At 73.2% G+C, this 17,959-nt stretch carries 17 protein-coding genes and 2 tRNA genes; 9 read left to right on the forward strand and 10 right to left on the reverse strand.

Translation table 11 applies throughout. From position 1 onward, the window contains the following. The first annotated feature begins 159 nt into the window (after nt 1-159). Together ACZ7MY_RS20410 and ACZ7MY_RS20415 are read left to right on the forward strand one after the other, a co-directional pair. A complete protein-coding gene (locus ACZ7MY_RS20410; RefSeq protein ID WP_499603384.1) occupies nt 160-2,364 on the forward strand; it encodes an elongation factor G-like protein EF-G2 in 2,205 nt (734 codons plus the stop codon). Nucleotides 2,365-2,542: 178 nt separating this feature from the next. Further along, nucleotides 2,543-4,186, forward strand: coding sequence for an AbeC-like domain-containing protein (locus tag ACZ7MY_RS20415; RefSeq protein WP_499603385.1), 1,644 nt, complete (start codon nt 2,543-2,545; stop codon nt 4,184-4,186). A gap of 25 nt (nt 4,187-4,211) precedes the next feature. Here the strand turns inward: ACZ7MY_RS20415 and ACZ7MY_RS20420 are convergent, their stop codons facing one another. After that, nucleotides 4,212-4,772: an HIT family protein gene (locus ACZ7MY_RS20420; RefSeq protein WP_499603387.1), complete on the reverse strand. Its 561-nt coding sequence runs from the start codon at nt 4,770-4,772 to the stop codon at nt 4,212-4,214. A gap of 66 nt (nt 4,773-4,838) precedes the next feature. Here ACZ7MY_RS20420 and ACZ7MY_RS20425 point away from each other — a divergent pair, with 66 nt between their 5' ends. Continuing rightward, on the forward strand, nt 4,839-5,513 hold the full coding sequence (locus ACZ7MY_RS20425; RefSeq protein ID WP_499603388.1) for a potassium channel family protein: 675 nt from the start codon (nt 4,839-4,841) through the stop codon (nt 5,511-5,513). A 37-nt stretch (nt 5,514-5,550) separates the two neighbouring features. Here ACZ7MY_RS20425 and thrS read toward each other — a convergent pair whose 3' ends face one another. The 3 genes from thrS to ACZ7MY_RS20440 form a co-directional block, all read right to left on the reverse strand. Next, nucleotides 5,551-7,533, reverse strand: coding sequence for a threonine--tRNA ligase (gene thrS, locus ACZ7MY_RS20430; protein ID WP_499603389.1), 1,983 nt, complete (start codon nt 7,531-7,533; stop codon nt 5,551-5,553). A gap of 131 nt (nt 7,534-7,664) precedes the next feature. Further along, nucleotides 7,665-8,855, reverse strand: a complete 1,191-nt coding sequence (locus ACZ7MY_RS20435; protein ID WP_499603390.1) for a hypothetical protein — start codon at nt 8,853-8,855, stop codon at nt 7,665-7,667. Next, nucleotides 8,855-9,421 carry a DUF4365 domain-containing protein gene (locus ACZ7MY_RS20440; protein WP_499603391.1) on the reverse strand — a complete coding sequence of 189 codons (567 nt, stop codon included), beginning with the start codon at nt 9,419-9,421 and terminating at the stop codon, nt 8,855-8,857. Before ACZ7MY_RS20440 ends, ACZ7MY_RS20435 begins: the two co-directional genes overlap by 1 nt. Nucleotides 9,422-9,593: 172 nt before the next feature. On the opposite strand from ACZ7MY_RS20440, the gene ACZ7MY_RS20445 reads away from it, so the two are divergent. Beyond that, nucleotides 9,594-10,334, forward strand: a complete 741-nt coding sequence (locus tag ACZ7MY_RS20445) for an exonuclease domain-containing protein (RefSeq protein WP_499603392.1) — start codon at nt 9,594-9,596, stop codon at nt 10,332-10,334. A gap of 61 nt (nt 10,335-10,395) precedes the next feature. Here ACZ7MY_RS20445 and ACZ7MY_RS20450 read toward each other — a convergent pair. Next, nucleotides 10,396-10,467 (reverse strand) — tRNA-Val (locus ACZ7MY_RS20450). A 37-nt stretch (nt 10,468-10,504) separates the two neighbouring features. Further along, nucleotides 10,505-10,981 carry an SRPBCC family protein gene (locus ACZ7MY_RS20455; protein ID WP_499603394.1) on the reverse strand — a complete coding sequence of 159 codons (477 nt, stop codon included), beginning with the start codon at nt 10,979-10,981 and terminating at the stop codon, nt 10,505-10,507. Nucleotides 10,982-11,061: 80 nt separating this feature from the next. On the opposite strand from ACZ7MY_RS20455, the gene ACZ7MY_RS20460 reads away from it, so the two are divergent. Beyond that, nucleotides 11,062-13,425, forward strand: a complete 2,364-nt coding sequence (locus ACZ7MY_RS20460; RefSeq protein ID WP_499603395.1) for an SCO7613 C-terminal domain-containing membrane protein — start codon at nt 11,062-11,064, stop codon at nt 13,423-13,425. A 54-nt stretch (nt 13,426-13,479) separates the two neighbouring features. Continuing rightward, a complete protein-coding gene (locus ACZ7MY_RS20465) occupies nt 13,480-14,232 on the forward strand; it encodes an HAD family hydrolase (RefSeq protein ID WP_499603396.1) in 753 nt (250 codons plus the stop codon). Nucleotides 14,233-14,611: 379 nt separating this feature from the next. Here ACZ7MY_RS20465 and ACZ7MY_RS20470 read toward each other — a convergent pair. Next, a tRNA-Val gene (locus tag ACZ7MY_RS20470) sits at nt 14,612-14,683 on the reverse strand. 49 nt (nt 14,684-14,732) lie between these two features. Beyond that, nucleotides 14,733-15,206, reverse strand: coding sequence for a TIGR02611 family protein (locus ACZ7MY_RS20475; RefSeq protein WP_499603397.1), 474 nt, complete (start codon nt 15,204-15,206; stop codon nt 14,733-14,735). A gap of 190 nt (nt 15,207-15,396) precedes the next feature. Between ACZ7MY_RS20475 and ACZ7MY_RS20480 the strand changes: the two genes are divergently transcribed. Together ACZ7MY_RS20480 and ACZ7MY_RS20485 are read left to right on the forward strand one after the other, a co-directional pair. Further along, nucleotides 15,397-15,810 carry an SsgA family sporulation/cell division regulator gene (locus tag ACZ7MY_RS20480; RefSeq protein ID WP_003959770.1) on the forward strand — a complete coding sequence of 138 codons (414 nt, stop codon included), beginning with the start codon at nt 15,397-15,399 and terminating at the stop codon, nt 15,808-15,810. A gap of 156 nt (nt 15,811-15,966) precedes the next feature. After that, on the forward strand, nt 15,967-16,551 hold the full coding sequence (locus tag ACZ7MY_RS20485) for a CGNR zinc finger domain-containing protein (RefSeq protein ID WP_499603398.1): 585 nt from the start codon (nt 15,967-15,969) through the stop codon (nt 16,549-16,551). Here ACZ7MY_RS20485 and ACZ7MY_RS20490 read toward each other — a convergent pair. Both ACZ7MY_RS20490 and ACZ7MY_RS20495 read right to left on the reverse strand, forming a co-directional pair. Then, complete coding sequence (locus tag ACZ7MY_RS20490) at nt 16,530-16,664, reverse strand: hypothetical protein (protein ID WP_499603399.1); 135 nt, start codon at nt 16,662-16,664, stop codon at nt 16,530-16,532. The genes ACZ7MY_RS20485 and ACZ7MY_RS20490 overlap by 22 nt on opposite strands. A 143-nt stretch (nt 16,665-16,807) precedes the next feature. Next, the gene (locus tag ACZ7MY_RS20495; protein ID WP_499603401.1) at nt 16,808-17,272 is read right to left on the reverse strand and encodes a hypothetical protein; all 465 of its coding nucleotides are present in this window, start codon (nt 17,270-17,272) and stop codon (nt 16,808-16,810) included. 126 nt (nt 17,273-17,398) lie between these two features. Between ACZ7MY_RS20495 and ACZ7MY_RS20500 the strand changes: the two genes are divergently transcribed. Further along, nucleotides 17,399-17,905 (forward strand): DsbA family protein, encoded by a 507-nt coding sequence (locus tag ACZ7MY_RS20500; protein ID WP_499603402.1) that lies wholly within the window; start codon nt 17,399-17,401, stop codon nt 17,903-17,905. Nucleotides 17,906-17,959: the final 54 nt, after the last annotated feature.

Below are 17,959 nucleotides of genomic sequence, written 5' to 3' on the forward strand. Positions count from 1 at the left end.
CCGTGGCTCCCGTCCTACCGCGGCACGTACGACGTATGGACGCACCGTGACGGTCGTGGGAAGGTCGAATTACCGCGGGCGTCACATGCAGACCGCCCCTGGCGGGTGGTCTCCCGTGGCGCCAGTCCCCATGCCGTGACGGACCGGGAGGCGAGGCACATGGGCGACAGGAGAGATGCAGGTCCGGGAGCCGCCGGAAGGGCATTGGCGGCCGGCCGGCCCGAGGACGTGCGCAACGTGGTGCTGGTCGGCCACAGTGGCTCCGGGAAGACGACGCTGGTCGAGGCGCTCGCCCTGGCGACCGGGGCGGTGAACCGCGCCGGGCACGTGGCCGACGGCGGGACCGTCTCCGACCACGACGAGATCGAGCACCGTCAGCAACGCTCGGTACAGCTCTCGCTGGTACCGGTGGAGTGGGACGGGATCAAGGTCAACCTGCTGGACACCCCCGGGTACGCCGACTTCGTGGGGGAGCTCAGGGCCGGTCTGCGGGCCGCGGACGCGGCCCTCTTCGTCGTCTCGGCGGCGGACGGCGTCGACGGCGCGACCCGGATGGTCTGGGAGGAGTGCGCGGCGGTCGGCATGCCGCGCGCGGTCGTCGTCACGCACCTGGAGGCGGCCCGGGCCGACTTCGACGAGATGACCGAGACCTGCCGCGAGGCCTTCGGCGGCGACTCCCCCGACACGGTGCTGCCGCTGTACCTCCCGCTGCACGGCGAGGAGAGCGCGGACGGCCACGCACCCGTGACCGGGCTCATCGGCCTGCTGTCGCAGCGGGTCTACGACTACTCCTCCGGCAAGCGTGAGGAGCGCCCGCCGGACGAGGGGCAGCTGCCGGAGCTGGACGACGCGCGCGCCCGGCTCATCGAGGGGATCATCGCCGAGAGCGAGGACGAGACCCTCATGGACCGCTATCTGAGCGGCGAGGAACTCGACCTCAAGACGCTGGTCCAGGACCTGGAGCGGGCCGTCGCACGCGGCTCCTTCCACCCGGTGCTGGCCGCCGCGCCGGCCGCCGAGGGCTGCCGGCAGGGCATCGGTACCGTGGAGCTGCTGGAACTGATCACCGGCGGCTTCCCCACACCGCTGGAACGCGAGGTCCCGCAGGTCACCACCCCCCAGGGCACCTCGCACGCACAGCTCACCTGCGACCCGGACGGGCCGCTGGCCGCCGAGGTCGTGAAGACCTCCTCCGACCCGTACGTGGGGCGGATCAGCCTCGTACGGGTCTTCTCCGGCACCCTGCGCCCCGACGAGACGGTCCACGTCTCGGGCCACGGCCTGGAGGACCGCGGCCACGAGGACCACGACGTCGACGAGCGCGTCGGCGCCCTGTCCTCGCCGTTCGGCAAGCAGCAGCGGACGGTGCCGCACTGCGTCGCGGGCGACCTGGCCTGCGTCGCCAAGCTGACCCGTGCGGAGACCGGCGACACCCTCTCCGCCAAGGACGACCCGCTGCTCATGGAGCCCTGGCTGATGCCGGACCCCCTGCTGCCGGTCGCGATCCAGGCGCACAGCAAGGCCGACGAGGACAAGCTGTCCGTCGGCCTGTCCCGGCTCGTCGCCGAGGACCCCACGATGCGGCTGGAGCAGAACCCCGACACCCGGCAGGTCGTGCTGTGGTGCCTGGGCGAGGCCCACATGGACGTGGCGCTGGAGCGGCTGCGCACGCGCTACGGCGTGCAGGTCGACGCCGTGCCGCACAAGGTGGCGCTGCGTGAGACCTTCGGCGAGAAGTCGACGGCGCGCGGACGGCACGTCAAACAGTCGGGCGGGCACGGCCAGTACGCCATCTGCGACATCGAGGTCGAGCCGCTGCCGGTGGGCTCCGGCATCGAGTTCGTCGACAAGGTCGTCGGCGGCGCGGTACCGCGGCAGTTCATCCCCTCGGTGGAGAAGGGCGTGCGCACCCAGGCCGCCAGGGGCGTGGCCCTCGGCTTCCCGGTCGAGGACATCCGCATCACCCTGGTCGACGGCAAGGCGCACTCGGTGGACTCCTCCGACGCCGCCTTCCAGACGGCGGGCGCGCTCGCCCTGCGCGAGGCGGCCACGCAGTGCCGCATCCACCTGCTGGAACCGGTCAGCGAGATCCGGGTGATGGTGCCGGACGAGTACGTCGGCCCGGTCATGAGCGACCTGTCCGGGCGCCGCGGCCGGGTGCTTGGCACCGAACCGGTCGGCCTGGGACGCACATTGGTGCGGGCCGAGGTACCGGAGATCGAGATCGGGCGCTACGCGGTCGACCTGCGGTCGCTGTCGCACGGCACCGGACGGTACGGCCGCAGCTACGCCCGGCACGAGCCGATGCCGCCGCAGCTGGCGCAGAAGCTGAGGGAGCAGCACGCGCAGGAGTCCGGCAAGTAACCCCCGCACGGGGGAGGTTGACGGCCCGGCGGACGATCTTCTTCCGCCGGGCCGATGACGCACGTCACACGCCCCGTATACGCTGGGTGGGCGGCGTCGCAGGTGTGCCGGTGCCGCGGCCGGGGAAAGGGCCGGGCGGGTTCACTTCCGCGCGGGCGGGGACCAGAAGGGGGCGGCAGTGACCGACGGTTTCGACTTCCTGAGCCCGGGCGCGCAGATACCGCTGAGCGGTGTCGACGGCCAGACGGGGGCCACCCAGGCGCTCGCGTCGGCCGCGTACCGCGACAGCCCCCTGGAGGCCCTCTCGGCGGCCGACGAGGGCATGTCGTCGGTCAAGGAGCCGAAGGTCAAGCTGCTGCGGGCGAACCTGGGCGAGGCCTTCGCCCGCGCCGTGCAGAACCGGATGCTCGGCGCCAAACGCAACGAGCTGGTGCAGTCCTTCGGCGCGGAGCCGCAGACCGTCGTCGAGCACTGCCTGGCCGCCAACCGGATCCGCCAGGAGCGCGACAACAAGCTGACGGCGGTCATGGCCGTGTTCGGCCTGCTCTTCCTGCCCGGCATGCTGATCTGGCTGGGCGCCTTCCAACTCCGCGCCGTCGTGCGGAAGTCCGAGGGCTCCCGGGCCGGGCTGCTCGGCTCGGTGGTGCTCGTCGTGGTCGGCTTCTTCGCCGTCCTGTTCGTCCTCAACCCGCCGCTGACCGGCTTCTGGTCGCAGTACCTGCGGGTGATGATGGTGGCGCCGGTGCTCGGCTGGTTCTGGGCGAAGCGGATCTGCGAGCAGACCGCCAAGGACCTGCGCGACCGCTGGGCGGGACTGGTCTCCGGCAGCGGCGTGGGCGCCAAGATCCCCGAGGCCGTGCCGCGCAACCCCAACCAGACCAAGGCCGAGACCCTGCGCCAGAACCTCGCCAAGCTCTCCGCCGAGCAGCGGAGCAACGTGGTGTTCTACGCCGGACCCAAGGGCGTGCTCGGCATGGGGGCCCGCTGGGGCGCCTGGCGCATGGCCGAGGAACTCACCCCGCGCGAGGGCCTGAGCGAGATCCACCCGTTCCGCAGCTGGGACGTGATCAAGGCGATCCACGGCCGGCTGCGCGACCTGCAGCGCGGCCCGCTGCACACCGGCGGCTTCCCCAAGCCCTTGGTGCAGCACTGGGTCGTCTCCCACGTCGGCGCGGGCGCCAAGAAGATCACCCGGCCCACCGGCTCGAACGTCGACGGCTACACCGTACGGGACTTCGAGATCCAGCGGATCTGCAACGAGCAGCAGTTCGACAAGGGCGACCGGCACTACCTGGGCGTGCAGTTCGTGGTCTGGGACGGCCAGCTGGTGATCACCATGATGGTCACCGTGACCGTGCTGGCGAGCACCCTGCGCGTCGAGGTGACCGGGCACGTCCTCGGGCCCGTGCACGGCCTGTTCACCACGGCTCCGGAGGCCAAGGAGAAGGAGGTGGCGCACCCCTACAAGTTCTGGGAGACCAGGAAGGTGCAGCTGCCCCTCGTGGCGAGCGACGAGGTCGTCCGGCTGGCCGCCCGCGCCCCCCTGACCCGCTTCCCCACGATCCTCGACCACCTCGGCGGCAAGATCGCCCTGCCCGAGCCCTTCGGGCTGCGGCACAGCTGGGCGTCGGCGCCCTGGACGAACCGCTTCATGGCCGACGACGCGCTGCGTGCCGCCACCCCGGTGCTGCGCGCGGTGCACTCCGCGGCCATCACCGTCATGCGGGAGAACGGGGTGGACGTCGAGAGGTTCGACAACCGCTCGTCCATCCTGAGCAACATGGTGCAGGACGCCTCGCCCAGCGAGGCCGACGTCTACTGACGCGCTCCGCCGCGGGCCGGCCCGGTCAGCCGGCCGGCCAGGCGTCGGCGAGCATCTTGCGGGTGTCGGCGAGGAGCTGCGGCAGCACCTTGGTGTGGCCGACCACCGGCATGAAGTTGGTGTCCCCGCCCCAGCGCGGCACCACGTGCTGGTGCAGGTGCGCGGCGATCCCGGCACCGGCCACGGTGCCCTGGTTCATGCCGATGTTGAAGCCGTGCGCGCCCGAGGCCGAGCGCAGCGCGACCATGGCGCGCTTGGTGAACTCGGCGAGCTCGGTGGTCTCCGGCCCGTCGAGGTCGGTGTAGTCCGCGACGTGGCGGTAGGGCACCACCATCAGGTGGCCGCCGTTGTACGGGTAGAGGTTGAGGACCGCGTACACGGCGTCGCCGCGCGCGATGACCAGCCCGTCCTCGTCGCTCATCTCCGGAATCACGCAGAAGGGGCAGCCGTCCCCGGCCCCGGGGCCGGTCGGCTTGTTCTCGCCCTGGATGTACGCCATGCGGTGCGGCGTCCACAGGCGCTGGAACGCGTCCTGCGTCCCCACTCCGTTCTGCAGTTCCGGCTCACTCGTCATGCCTTGCAGCATATGGCGTCGTCGCGGCCCTGCGTGTCGCCGGGGGCACACCCGGCCGCGGGGCACGATGCTGGCCCCATGCCCATGGATGAGGAGCGGCGGCTGCGGGAGTGGGAACGCCGGGGCAGCGTGCCCCTGTCCGTCGCGTCCCTGGTGTTCCTCGTCACGTACGCGGTGCGCGTGCTCGCCCCGGACCTGCCCCCCGGCTGGTCGGACCTGCTGCTGCTGATCACCGTCGTGACCTGGGGGTTCTTCGTCCTGGACTACATGGTGCGGGTGGCCGTCGCACCGCACCGGTGGAGTTGGGTCCGCCGGCACTGGCTCGACCTGGTCGTGGTCGTCCTGCCGCTGCTGCGCCCGCTGCGCCTGCTGCAGATCTACGGGAGGGTCCAGGACCGTCACATGCAGCCGCGGATCTCCCTGGAGGCCCGGGTGATGTCCTACGCGGGGCTGAGCGCGCTGCTCCTCGGCTTCGCGGCGAGCCTGCAGGTCTACGCGGACGAGCACGACGCCCCCGGCGGGCAGATCCGCACCTACGGCGCGGCGGTGTGGTGGCTGTGCTCCACGATCACCACCACCGGCTACGGCGACGTGGTGCCGGTGACGGTGCGCGGGCGGGTCATCGCGGTGGGCGTGATGTTCCTGGGCGTCGTCCTGATCGGCGCGGTCGTCGGCTCGTTCTCGGCCTGGCTCACCAAGAGCTTCCGCCGCGCCGACGAGCGGCCGGACGCGGACGGGCCCCCGGAGGGCTGACCTCCGGGGGCCCGTCGCCGTGCGTCGTGGCGGCGGCTCAGACCTGGACGCGGTCCGCGACGGCCTTGGCGATCTCGGCGATCGCCTCCTCGCGCGGGATGCCGTTCTTCTGCGAGCCGTCCCGGTAGCGGAAGGAGACCGAGCCGGCCGCCATGTCCTCGTCGCCGACGATGACCATGAACGGCACCTTGCTCCGCTGCGCGTTGCGGATCTTCTTCTGCATCCGGTCGGCGGAGGCGTCCACCTCGACCCGAAGGCCCTTCTTCCTCGCCTCGGCGGCGAAGTCCTGCAGGTAGGACACGTGCGCGTCGCCGATCGGGATGCCGACCGCCTGGACGGGGGCCAGCCACGCCGGGAAGGCGCCCGCGTAGTGCTCCAGCAGCACCGCGAAGAAGCGCTCGATGGAACCGAAGAGCGCACGGTGGATCATGACCGGGCGCTGCTTGGTGCCGTCGGCCGCCGTGTACTCCAGGTCGAAGCGCTCGGGCAGGTTGAAGTCGAGCTGCACGGTCGACATCTGCCAGGTGCGGCCGATGGCGTCCTTGGCCTGGACGGAGATCTTCGGGCCGTAGAACGCGGCGCCGCCCGGGTCGGGGACGAGCGGGAGGCCCTGCTTCTCGGCCACCTGCCGCAGCGTCTCGGTGGCCTCCTCCCAGATCTCGTCGGAGCCGACGAACTTCTCCGGGTCCTTGGTGGACAGCTCCAGGTAGAAGTCGGTCAGGCCGTAGTCGCGCAGCAGGTTGAGGACGAAGGTGAGCGTCTTGTCGAGCTCGTCCGCCATCTGCTCCTTGGTGCAGTAGATGTGCGCGTCGTCCTGGGTGAAGCCGCGGGCACGGGTGAGGCCGTGCACGACGCCCGACTTCTCGTACCGGTACACGGTGCCGAACTCGAACAGGCGCAGCGGCAGTTCACGGTACGAACGGCCGCGCGCGTCGAAGATCAGGTTGTGCATCGGGCAGTTCATGGGCTTGAGGTAGTAGTCCACGCCCTCGTCGAGCTGCATGGGCGGGTACATGCCGTCGGCGTACCAGTCCAGGTGGCCCGAGGTCTCGAAGAGCTTCCCCTTGGTGGCGTGCGGGGTGTAGACGAACTCGTAGCCCTCCTCCTCGTGCCGGCGGCGCGAGTAGTCCTCCATCACCCGGCGGACGATGCCGCCCTTGGGGTGGAAGACGGCCAGGCCCGAGCCGATCTGCTCCGGGATGGAGAACAGGTCGAGCTCCGCGCCGAGCTTGCGGTGGTCGCGCTTCTCGGCCTCGACGAGGAAGTCCAGGTACTCCTTCAGCTCGTCCCGGGACGGCCAGGCGGTGCCGTAGATGCGCTGCAGCTGCTTGTTCTTCTCGCTGCCGCGCCAGTAGGCGGCGGCCGAGCGCATCAGCTTGAACGCCGGGATGATCCGGGTGGTGGGCAGGTGGGGACCGCGGCAGAGGTCCTTCCAGCACAGCTCGCCGGTCTTGGCGTCCAGGTTGTCGTAGATGGTCAGCTCGCCGGCGCCGACCTCCGCGGAGGCGCCCTCGGCGGCCTCGGCGGCGGAACCCTTGAGGCCGATCAGCTCCAGCTTGTAGGGCTCGTCGGCGAGTTCCTCACGGGCCGCGTCGTCGCTGACGGCACGGCGGGAGAAGCGCTGGCCGCGCTTGACGATCTCCTGCATCTTCTTCTCGATGCGCTTGAGGTCGTCGGGGTGGAACGGCTTCTCGACGTCGAAGTCGTAGTAGAAGCCGTCCTTGATCGGCGGGCCGATGCCGAGCTTGGCCTCCGGGAAGAGCTCCTGCACGGCCTGGGCCATCACGTGCGCGGTGGAGTGGCGCAGGATGTTGAGGCCGTCCTCGCTGGCGATCCCGACGGGCTCGACCTCGTCGCCGTCGGCGACCTGGTACGCGAGGTCCTTGAGCTGGCCCCCGACGCGCGCGGCGACGACGGTGCGGTCGCCGTCGAAGAGCTCGGCCGCGGTCGTGCCCGTCGTGACCAGCCGCTCTTCCTGCTCCTCGGAATCGCGTTTGATGATCACACGGACGTCTGACACCGGTCTCTCCTGACGTATGTCCCACTGGGCCCGGCAGCGGAAAGCTGCACCGCTGAATCCTACCGAGCCGCGCGGGTGCCCCGCGAAGCGATGGCACCCGGCGGCGCGGCCGCCGTCCGTGGGCGCCCCGGTCAGCCGCCGAAGGAGTCCTCGAAGGTGTCGACGCCGCCGTGCAGTGCCTTCAGCAGCCGGTCGCGGTCGGCCTCGTCGACGTGGACGGGGGCCGGCGCGGACGGGTGGGTGAGGTGGCGGAACCCCGTCCGCCGCTCCAGCCGCCCGGAGAGCCGGACGGGCAGCCCCACCAGGTGTGCCTGGGCGGCGATGCGGTAGCCCTCCTCGGGCAGCCGGACGCGGATGTGGCGGACGTCGGCGCCGGCCAGGACGCGCAGCCGGATGGTGCCGCCCCCGGAGGGCCGCGGCCGCCGGAGCCGGCTGACGGTGCCGGTGACGCGTACGTCGACCGAGGGTTCCTCGCGCACGTAACGGTCACTGGCGGCCTCCAGCGCGGGGAGGTCGCCAGGGGAGAACTCGACCGGCTCCGGCACGGTCGCGAACCCCGCGGGCGGCCCGGCCGACGGTGACCAGGCGAGGGTGACCGCCACGCCCTCCGTGCCGCGCACCATCCGGATCAGGGAGTCGGCCAGTTCGTGGCAGACGCCGAGGCCGACGGCGGCGTCGAACGCCTCCATGCCGCCGGTCGTCCGCTGGTAGTCCACGGCGTCCCGGGTGGCCTGCAGGGCGCGCAGCAGCGTGGTCACGGTGGCCCGGCCGTCGGGGACCGGCGCGTACGCGGTGAGCTGGTGCCCCGGCGCGTCACCGACCAGCACCCGCTCCAGGAAGGCGTCGGCGTGCCCGGTGTGGCGCGCGCCGAAGTAGCCGAAGCGGTCGCGTTCGGCGCGGGCGGCGGACATCAGCATGGCGCGGGCGGCGGCCCGCAGTTGCTCCGCCGCCGTCCACGGCACGGCCGCGCCCGCGGCCGGCGGCGGCTCGCGGTGCCAGCGGACCTCGTCGCCCGGGACGGCGAGCGCGGTCAGCACCTCGCGCGCCGACGGCTCGCCGCAGCGGGCGAGGGCGTCCAGGGCCTCGCCCAGCAGCTCGGCGTGGTCGGCGTAGCGGGCGCCCGAGGTGCGCCGTTCGGGCACCAGCAGGCTCGTACGGGCGGCGGATCCCCGCTCGCCGGGGGGCGGCGTCCAGCGTGTGTAGCGGCCCGGGGCGCCGCCGCGCCGTCGCCAGCCGTGGCGGACGAGCAGCGCGACGAGGACGCCGGGGTCGACGCGCTCGGGGTCGGGCGGGACGAGTGCGTCGTCGGCCGTCCGGCTCATCAGGGCCTCCCTCCCGCCCCGACCCGCGTCATGATCTCGCACAGGGCCCGGTCGTCGAAGATCCGCGCGGTGGGTATCCGCACGGTGGTCTTGCGCCGGCCGGTCACCGCCTGGCCGGCCAGGTTCGTCCAGTAACAGCAGTGCCGCAGTTCCAGCCGGTCGTGGCCGGCGCGCAGCCACTCCTCCTGGGTGCGCGGCACGAGCATCACCACGAGGATCTTGTGCACCGAGACCGGGTTCCGGGCCAGCTTCACCAGGTGCTCGTTCTCGAGCGTGAAGGCGAAGGTCGGTCCGGGGGGCCGCGGGGCCACCTGGTAGGTGCACTTGAGCTGCACCTTGATCGTTACCTCGTCGTCGACGTCGTGACCGTGCGAACTGTGGCTTATGTGCCAGTCGATGCCGTTGTCCGGGAAGGGCTGGGCGAGCGAGCAGCCGGCGGCTGCCGCCACCGCGTGCAGGTATCCCACCTGGAGGGTTTCCATGCAGCTGGTGGTGGCGAGTCCGCCGCGCAGCGGTGCGTTCCGCTCGGACAGCAGCCCACCCGGGCCGGGCTGCTCGAGCGCCATCGCTCTCCGTGCCTTTCCGGGCCCGGGAATCCTGGTGATCCCCGTTGACTTCTTCATCCCCACCAGCGACAAGTCGCAAACCGTTGCGGTTCGGTGACGTGCGGTCACGGGTACGTACCGTGAGGGGGGCCGCCGGCCGCCCACATCCTGCGATCCGCACGGGAGGTGCGCCATGCCGCACTGGTACGACGGCCCGCTGGCCGCCTTCGACACGGAGACCACGGGGGTCGACGTGGAGCACGACCGGGTCGTCTCGGCCGCGTTGGTGGTCGAGGACGCCCCCGGCACACCGGCCAGGACGACCCGCTGGCTGGTGGACCCGGGGGTCCCGGTGCCCGAAGGGGCCCGCGCGGTGCACGGGCTGGACGACGACTACCTGCGGGCCAACGGACGCCGTCCCGGCCCGGTGGTGGAGGAACTGGCACGCGCGCTGGCCGACCAGGCCGCGGCCGGCGTGCCGCTGGTGGTGATGAACGCGCCCTTCGACCTGACGCTGCTCGACCGGGAGTTGAGGCGCCACCGCGGCATGGCGCTCGACGCCTACCTGGTCCGCGGCCCGCTGCGCGTCCTCGACCCCCGGGTCCTGGACAAGCACCTCGACCGCTACCGCAAGGGCCGCCGCACCCTGACCGACCTGTGCGCCCACTACGGCGTGACGCTCACCGACGCCCACGACGCCGCCGCGGACGCCCTCGCGGCGCTCGCCCTCGTACGGGTGCTGGGGCACCGCTTCTCCGCGCGGATAGGCGAGGTGCCACCCGCCGAACTGCACGCCCGGCAGGCCCTCTGGCACGCGGGCCAGGCCCGGGGGCTGCAGGCGTGGTTCGCCCGCAGCGGCACCGACGACCGGGTCGACCCGGCCTGGCCGCTGCGGCCGTCGCCGGTACGGGCCCCGCAGGAACCGGCGGCCTAGGCCTGGCCCAGCCGCGCACGACGAAGGGGCCGGTCCTGACGGACCGGCCCCTTCGTGAGGGTGGGCGATACTGGGATCGAACCAGTGACCCCTTCGGTGTGAACGAAGTGCTCTCCCGCTGAGCTAATCGCCCGGGACGACTGAACAATACAGGGCGCGGGCGGCTGCGTTCAAACGGCTTGCCCGCCGGGTGCGCCCTCCGCGCGCAGCCGAGCGGCCAGGCCGCGCCGGCCCTGCCGCATCATCAGGGCGTGGTTGGCCCGGAACAACGGCCGGCACGGCACGGCCAGCCGCCGCATCAGCGGCTTGTTGACGACCACGTCCTCCTCGAAGAGGAGCCGGGTGCCGCCGCCCGCGCCGTCCGTGCCGACCGTCCAGCGCACCCACCCCTCCAGGTCCCCGTACATCGCCACCTCCAGGACCCGGGCCCGCGGGTCGCGGCGGGTCTGGTGCGCGGTGACGAACAGGTCGTACGGCAGGACCGAGCGGAAGCGCAGGGTGCCGGCGGTCTCGCCGGTCTGCCGCACCTCGCGGACCTGCGGCCACCAGGCCGGGTACTCGTGCGGGCGCTCCAGGAGGCCGTACACGGCCTCGGGCGGGGCGGCGATCCGCCACAGACTGCGGAAGCGGTAACGGCTCCAGTCCATGAGGCCAGTGTGCGTACTCAGCGGGGATCTGAGTACCAGCGCGCATGCCCGGTCATGTGCGCCGCGCCACACTCCGAGCCATGGAGACGATGCCCCCGCCGCACGACCGCTGCCCCGCGTGCGGCGCCTACCTGCCCGCGACCGCACCGCCCGCCTGCCCGCGCTGCGCGCTGCCCCTGACCGGGCCGGTCGCGGAGGAACTGCGCGAGACCGACCGCGCGCTCCTGCGGCTGGACGCCGAACGCGGCCGTCTCCTTTTGCGGCGCGGGCAGTTGCTGGCGCGGCTGCGGCCGCCGTACCTCCCGGCGCCGTGGGGCGCGGGGGCGGGGGCGGGGACGCCGTGGGGTGCGCCGGCGCGGCGCGAGACCTCGCCGCGCGCGGTGCAGAACCTGCTGCTCGCCCTCGGGGGCGTGCTGCTGGCGGTCGCCGCGGTCGCGTTCACCGTCATCAGCTGGGGCCGGCTCGGCATCGGCGGCCGCGCCGCCGTCCTGGGCGCCCTGACGCTCGCGGCGACGGGCGTCCCCGCGCTGCTGCTGCGCCGCGCCATGACGGCGACGGCCGAGGTGGTCGCCTGCCTCGGCCTCGTCCTGCTGCTGCTCGACGCGTACGCGCTGCACCGCGTGGCCTTCGACGGCGCCGACGCACTGCGCTACACGGCGGTGTCGCTGGCCGTCGTCGGCGCGCTCTGGGCCGGGTACGGGAAGGCGCTCGGGCGGCTCGTGCTGCCGGTGCCCCTCGCCGTGACGACAGGTCAACTCCCCCTGGTGCTATGGGCGTCGGCGACGGGGTCGGCGTACGGGATCGCCGCGGCCCTGCTCGTCACGGCCGCGCTGGACGCGGCCGGCGCCCTCCTGGCCGGCGGGCGCGGCACGCGGATCACCGCCGCCGTCGCCGGCACGGCCGCCGGTACGGCCGGACTGCTCACCGCGGGCGGGCTCTCCGTCTCCGCAGGCGACGGCGGCGCGGCACTGCGGGCCGGCGCGCTGCTGCTGGGCGCCGCGGCGGTGGCGCTCGCCGTCGCCCTGCGCCCGGCCGTGCCCACCGCCGTCTGCGGGATACTGTCCGGGGTCGCGGCGCTCTCGGTCGTCGGCGCGGCCGGCGGGGTCGTGCGGACCGCCGTGACCGCCGACTGGATCGTGCCGGGGTACCTGCTGTGCGCGGCGGTCGTCCTGGGCGTCGCCGCCTTCGCCGTCCCGGCCCGGCTCCGCCCGGTGGCCGCGGGTCTCGCCGCCGGTGCCGCCGCGGTGCACGCCCTGGCGCTGCTGTGGGCGCTGCCCCCGCTGACCGTGGGCGTGCTGACCCCGGACGCGTGGGAGGGGCCGTACAGCGCCGTCGCGGTGACCGGCCTGCTCGCCGCCGAACTGGCCGCGGCGGCACGGCTGCACCGCGGCACCCCGTACGCCCCGCTCGCCGCCTCCGGCGCCCTGGTTTCGGCCGCGGTCGCCGTGTGCGCGCCCGCGCCGTTGCCCGTACGCCTCGTCGTCGTGGCCGCGCTGCTCGCCCTGTCGGCGCGGGCGCTCACCTGGACCGCCCTGGCCGGCGCCTGCGGGCTCGCCGCGACAGCCGTCGCCTGGGCCCACCCGGAGCGCACGACGACCCTCACGGTCCTCGCCGTACTGCTGCTCTGCTTCGGCGCGCTGTACGCCGTGGCGTCGAGCACCCGGGTGGTGACCGCGCCGGCCGTGGTCGCCTGCGCGGCGGGCCTCGCCTGGACCGGACTGCCCGTCCACGCAGCCGCGTTCACCCTCCTCGCGGTCGCCGCGGCCGCCCAGGCCGCCGCCCTTCGCGCCCCCGGCCGCCCCTTCGAGCACCCCGGCCACGCCGCCGCCCTCCTGGGGATCGCCCTCACCGCCGACGACCCCGGGACCCTCGCCCTGTCCCTCGCCCTCGCGGGCGTCCTCACCGCGGCCGTCGCCGCGCTGCGGGCCGACCGGCGCCGGCTCGGGTACGTCGCGACCTGCCTGATGATCGCGGCCAGTTGGGTGCGGCTCGCCGCGTCCGACGTCGGGGCCCCGGAGGCGTACACGCTGCCCGTCACCGCCGCCGCCCTGGCCGTCGGCTTCCTGCGGCGGCGCCGCGACCCCGCGTCCTCGTCCTGGACCGCCTACGCCCCGGGCCTCGCGGCGACCCTCCTCCCGAGTCTCGCCGCCGCCTGGGGCGACCCCGGCTGGGTCCGCCCCCTCGCCCTGGGCGCGGCCTCCCTCGCCGTCCTGTTCCTCGGCGCACGGCACCGGCTGGCGGCGCCGCTCCTGCTGGGGGCGGGCGTGCTCGCGCTCGACGCGCTGCACGAACTGGCGCCCTACGTCGCCCAGGCCCTCGGCACGGTCCCCCGCTGGGTGCCGCTCGCCCTGGCCGGCGTCCTCCTGCTGGCGGTCGGCGCGACGTACGAACGGCGTCTGCGCGACGTACGCCGCGTCCGCGACGCGCTGGGACGCCTGCGGTAGTCATCGCGCGAGGGGGCGTGGTCGCGTGCGTGACGCACTGGTACAACGGCCGCCGTGACCGGACACGCGCGCCCCAGGGAAGACACGCCCGCCTTCAAGGCCGTCCTCCTGGACTGGGTGGGAACGCTCATCGTCCCCAAGTGGGGCCCCGAACACGCCGCTCCCAAGGGCGGGTCGTGGATCGAAGGGGCGTTGCGGCGCCTCGCCCGGGACACCTCGCCGGCCGAGGTCGGCCGGATCAGCGCGGCACTCGCCGCGGCGATCGGGCGGCCGGAGGTGGCGCGGGCGATGACCGGCGCGGACGCGTCCGTGGCGGCGTACCGCGCCGGGTTCGCGCGATGGGCCTCGGCCGCGGGTGTCGACGAGCCCCTGAGGGACGCCCTGTACGACGAGCTCGCGCGGCCGGACGTCGGTCTGTTCGCGGCGGACGTGGAGCGGACGCTCGCGACCCTGAGGGCCGCCGGGGTGCGGGTGGCCGTGGTCAGCGACGTCCACTTCGACATCCGGCCCTGGTTCGTGGAGGCCGGCCTCGACGGCTGTGTCGACCGGTTCGTGCTGTCCTTCGAGCACGGTGTCTGCAAGCCCGATCCCGCCCTCTTCCGGTTGGCGTTGGACGGGATCGGGGCGGACCCGGGAGAGGCGCTGATGGTCGGGGACCGTTCCGCCTACGACGGTGCGGCGGTCGAGGCGGGCATCGCGACGCTGCTGCTCCCGCCCCTCGCCGAGGCCACCGAGGAGCGCCTGCACCTCGTGCTCGCGTCCTGCGGCCTGCGCCGGACCCGTTCGGAAACCGCAGGGGTCCGCTGAAATCGTTCGCGGTCCGGCACAAAGGGAGCGCAAAGCTCCAGAAGATGCGGAGGCGCGCGGCCTCGTCCCAATTCCGGGGGAGATTGCGCATGAATTGCGCCACGGGAAAGAGGAAGAACGCGTCGGCGGTGACGAATTCCCGCTGCGGCGACGGAACGTAACGGCCGGTCAGGTCGCGGGCCGCTCCCCGGCGCCGGCCTCGGGCCCGCGGCTCCGGCGCGGCCCGAGCGGAGGCCGCGGAAGGCCGGTCCGCGCACACGACGCCGCCGCTTCCCCGGCGGGACGGTCCGCGGCGGCCCGGGGCGTCGCCGAGTGCTCGCCGGCGCACACACGACGAGGGCCCGGAAGCCGTTGCCGGCTTCCGGGCCCTCGGTCGGGGTGGGCGATACTGGGATCGAACCAGTGACCCCTTCGGTGTGAACGAAGTGCTCTCCCGCTGAGCTAATCGCCCCGGTGCGGGGACAACATTACCGCATGTCAGCGGGTGCCCCCGACCACCTTCAGTGCAGGTCGGCCTTCCAGGGCATCACGAAGCCGAAGCGCCACACGTAGTACCCCAGCAGCACACCGATGATCACCAGCCCGATGACGGTCAGCGTCACGTTCCGCCGCCGCACCTTCGGGTCGAGCGCCTTCTGTGCCGCCTCCGTCACCTTCCGCTTCGTCCAGCGCAGGACCAGCTGGGCCCAGACGAACTCGGTCGCCCAGACCGCCATGCCGGCGAAGATCACCACCCAGCCGGGCCCCGGCAGCGGGAGCAGGACGACGCCCGCCCCGACGATCGCCAGACCCACCAGGAAGACCCCGACCTGCCAGCTCACGTGCAGTGCGCGGGAGCGCCGGATGAAACGCGGCGCCCTCGACCCCAGCGGGCGCTCGGAGCCCTCGGGCTCCGTGTCCCCGCCGTCCCCGTTGTCGACGGCCGCGGGATCCATGGCCACAGCCACCTCCCGCTCGTCACTCTCCGCAGTCATGTTCCCAAACTTACCCGAAGCCACCTCGTCACCGGAATGGCTCGCCGGGGAGGAAAAGAACTCGGCCGGACGAGGTACCGGAACCCTCACAAACCCGTCAGAGGGGTTTACAACGTCCCCGCAGGTGGCATGTCGATTTCGCCGACGTGCGAATCCCCGAGCGCACACTGAGCGAAAGGCCCTGGCGCTTATGAACACCACGGTCAGCTGCGAGCTGCACCTGCGCCTCGTTGTGTCGAGCGAATCGTCACTGCCCGTACCCGCGGGCTTGCGGTACGACACGGCCGATCCCTACGCCGTGCACGCCACCTTCCACACCGGTGCCGAGGAGACAGTCGAATGGGTGTTCGCCCGCGACCTGCTCGCCGAAGGTCTGCACCGGCCCACCGGCACCGGCGACGTCCGGGTCTGGCCGTCCCGCAGTCACGGCCAGGGCGTCGTGTGCATCGCCCTCAGCTCTCCGGAGGGGGAGGCGCTGCTCGAGGCCCCGGCGCGGGCCCTGGAGTCGTTCCTCAAGCGGACCGACGCCGCGGTGCCCCCCGGCACCGAACACCGCCATTTCGACCTGGACACCGAGCTCTCGCACATCCTCGCCGAGAGCTGAGTCCACCGACCGTCCGTCGCCGTACGCATCTCGGGGGTACGGCGCGGACCCGACCTGCCGGAGCCGTCGTCGGGGAGCAGCACGCTCCACGACGACGGCTCTCGCGCTACAGTCACCGGAACGCCCGACCCACCAGGCCAGGGAGAGAGCGATCCCGTGCTGATCAACCATGACACCAGGTGCGCACTCGACTGCGTGGTGGATCTCATCAACACCACTCCGGAGAGTGACGGGCGCGAGGGTCTGGCCGACCTCGCGGCGCTGCGCGCCTTCGTGGAGCGCAACGAGGTCAGCGAGGTGGGAACGCTCGACGAGGACGACCTCGTCGCGGTACGCGCCGTCCGGCAGCTCTTCGCCCAGGTCTTCTCCGCGCCCGGCACGCCCGAGGCCGCGGCACTGATCAACTCGCTCGTCGCCGAGGCCGGCACCACGCCCCGGCTGACCGACCACGACGGCTACGACTGGCACGTGCACTACTTCGCCCCGGGCGCCTCCCTCGCCGAGCACCTGGCCGCCGACTGCGGGATGGCCCTGGCCTTCCTCCTCGTGGCCGGGGAGCGGGAGCGGCTGCGCCGCTGCGACGCCCCGGACTGCCGGCGCGCCTTCGTCGACCTGTCACGGAACCGCTCGCGCCGCTACTGCGACAGCCGCACCTGCGGCAACCGGCTCCACGTCGCCGCGTACCGGGCGCGCCGCCGGGAGGCCGTCGCCGTGCCGGCTCAGAACGGCCAGAGGTCGTAGATCCCGCCCAGGGCGAGCAGACCGCCGATCACGGTCAGGAACAGCATCAGCGGCGGCTGGGAGAGCGCGAACAGGCAACCGCGGGGCTCGTCGTCGTCTGCTTCGGCTTCCATGGCCTTACGGTGTGCTGGGAGGGACGCGAACTCGCACAACCGTACGCCCCCGGACATGCCAAATCCCGCTCAGGGGGCGGTAGTTGAGGTCCGCCACGGCGATGATGACGCAACGTCGCCACCCCCTGCCACCAACACGCCGCTCAGATGCCCCTGCGCTTGAGGATCTCCTCGATCTCACCGAATTCGGCCAGGTCGGGATCGGTCTTCGCCGTCTTCGGGACCGGTTTCTTCCCGTGCGCCAGAGCGGGCGCCCCCGCCCCCGCACCGGCCCCCGCACCCGGCGTGACCGACCGGCCCGCCTTCGGCTCCGCGACGCCCTTGCGGCGCCCGGCGACCCGCGCGAGGACGTACAGCACCACCGACAGGGCGAGCACGCCGAAGCCCGCCCACACCGAGGGCTTGAACACCAGGTCCACGGCCCAGTCGGCGACGGCCCGGACGACGGTCCCGGCCAGCGAGACCAGGCCCGTCATGTACAGGCCGACGGGCAGCAGCGCCACCGCCGCGATCATCGTCGCCCTGCGGAACCTGCGCCGGTACGCGGTGAGCAGGGCGATCGCCAGGCCCGCCGCGGACAGCGCGACACACACGGTCGAGGTCAGCATGCGGAGCTCCTCCGAAAGGGTCTGCTCGCTCCATCGTGCACCCGTTCCCCGCCGGCGGGCCACGGCCCGGCGGCAACCTCAGGGTGATCTCCGGGACGGCTCCTCCCCCGGTGGGAGACTGACCCCATGAACGAAGCGACTCCCCGCACCGTCGTCCTCGAGTACTGGTGCGAACTCCAGTGCCCCGACTGCGCCACCGCGCTCACCGATCTGCACGCCCTGCGCGAGCGCTACGGCGACGCCCTGGAGATCCAGCTGCGGCACTTCCCCCTGGAGAAGCACAAGCACGCCTACGCCGCCGCCCAGGCCGCGGAGGAGGCCTTCGCCCAGGGCCGCGGCTGGGAGTACGCCGAGGCGGTCCTCGCCCGCACCGAGGACCTGGGCGAGCGGGGCGAGGCGCTGCTGGTCGAGATCGCGGCCGGGTTGGGGCTCGACGCGGAGGAGGTCGACACGGCGCTCGTCGACGGACGGCACCTCCTCGTCGTCGACGCCGACCACGCCGAGGGCAAGGCCATCGGCGTCACCGGCACCCCCACCTACGTCATCTCCGGCGAACGCCTCGACGGCGGCACGTCGCAGGAGGGCCTCCGCGCCCGCATCGAATCCCTCGCGGACGCCGCCCTGGGGCGCTGACCGTCCCGCGCGCCTCGTCCGGCCGCCGGAGGGCCGGAGGGGGTGCGGGCCTGT

Source organism: Streptomyces sp. NPDC111520, from assembly GCF_055635295.1.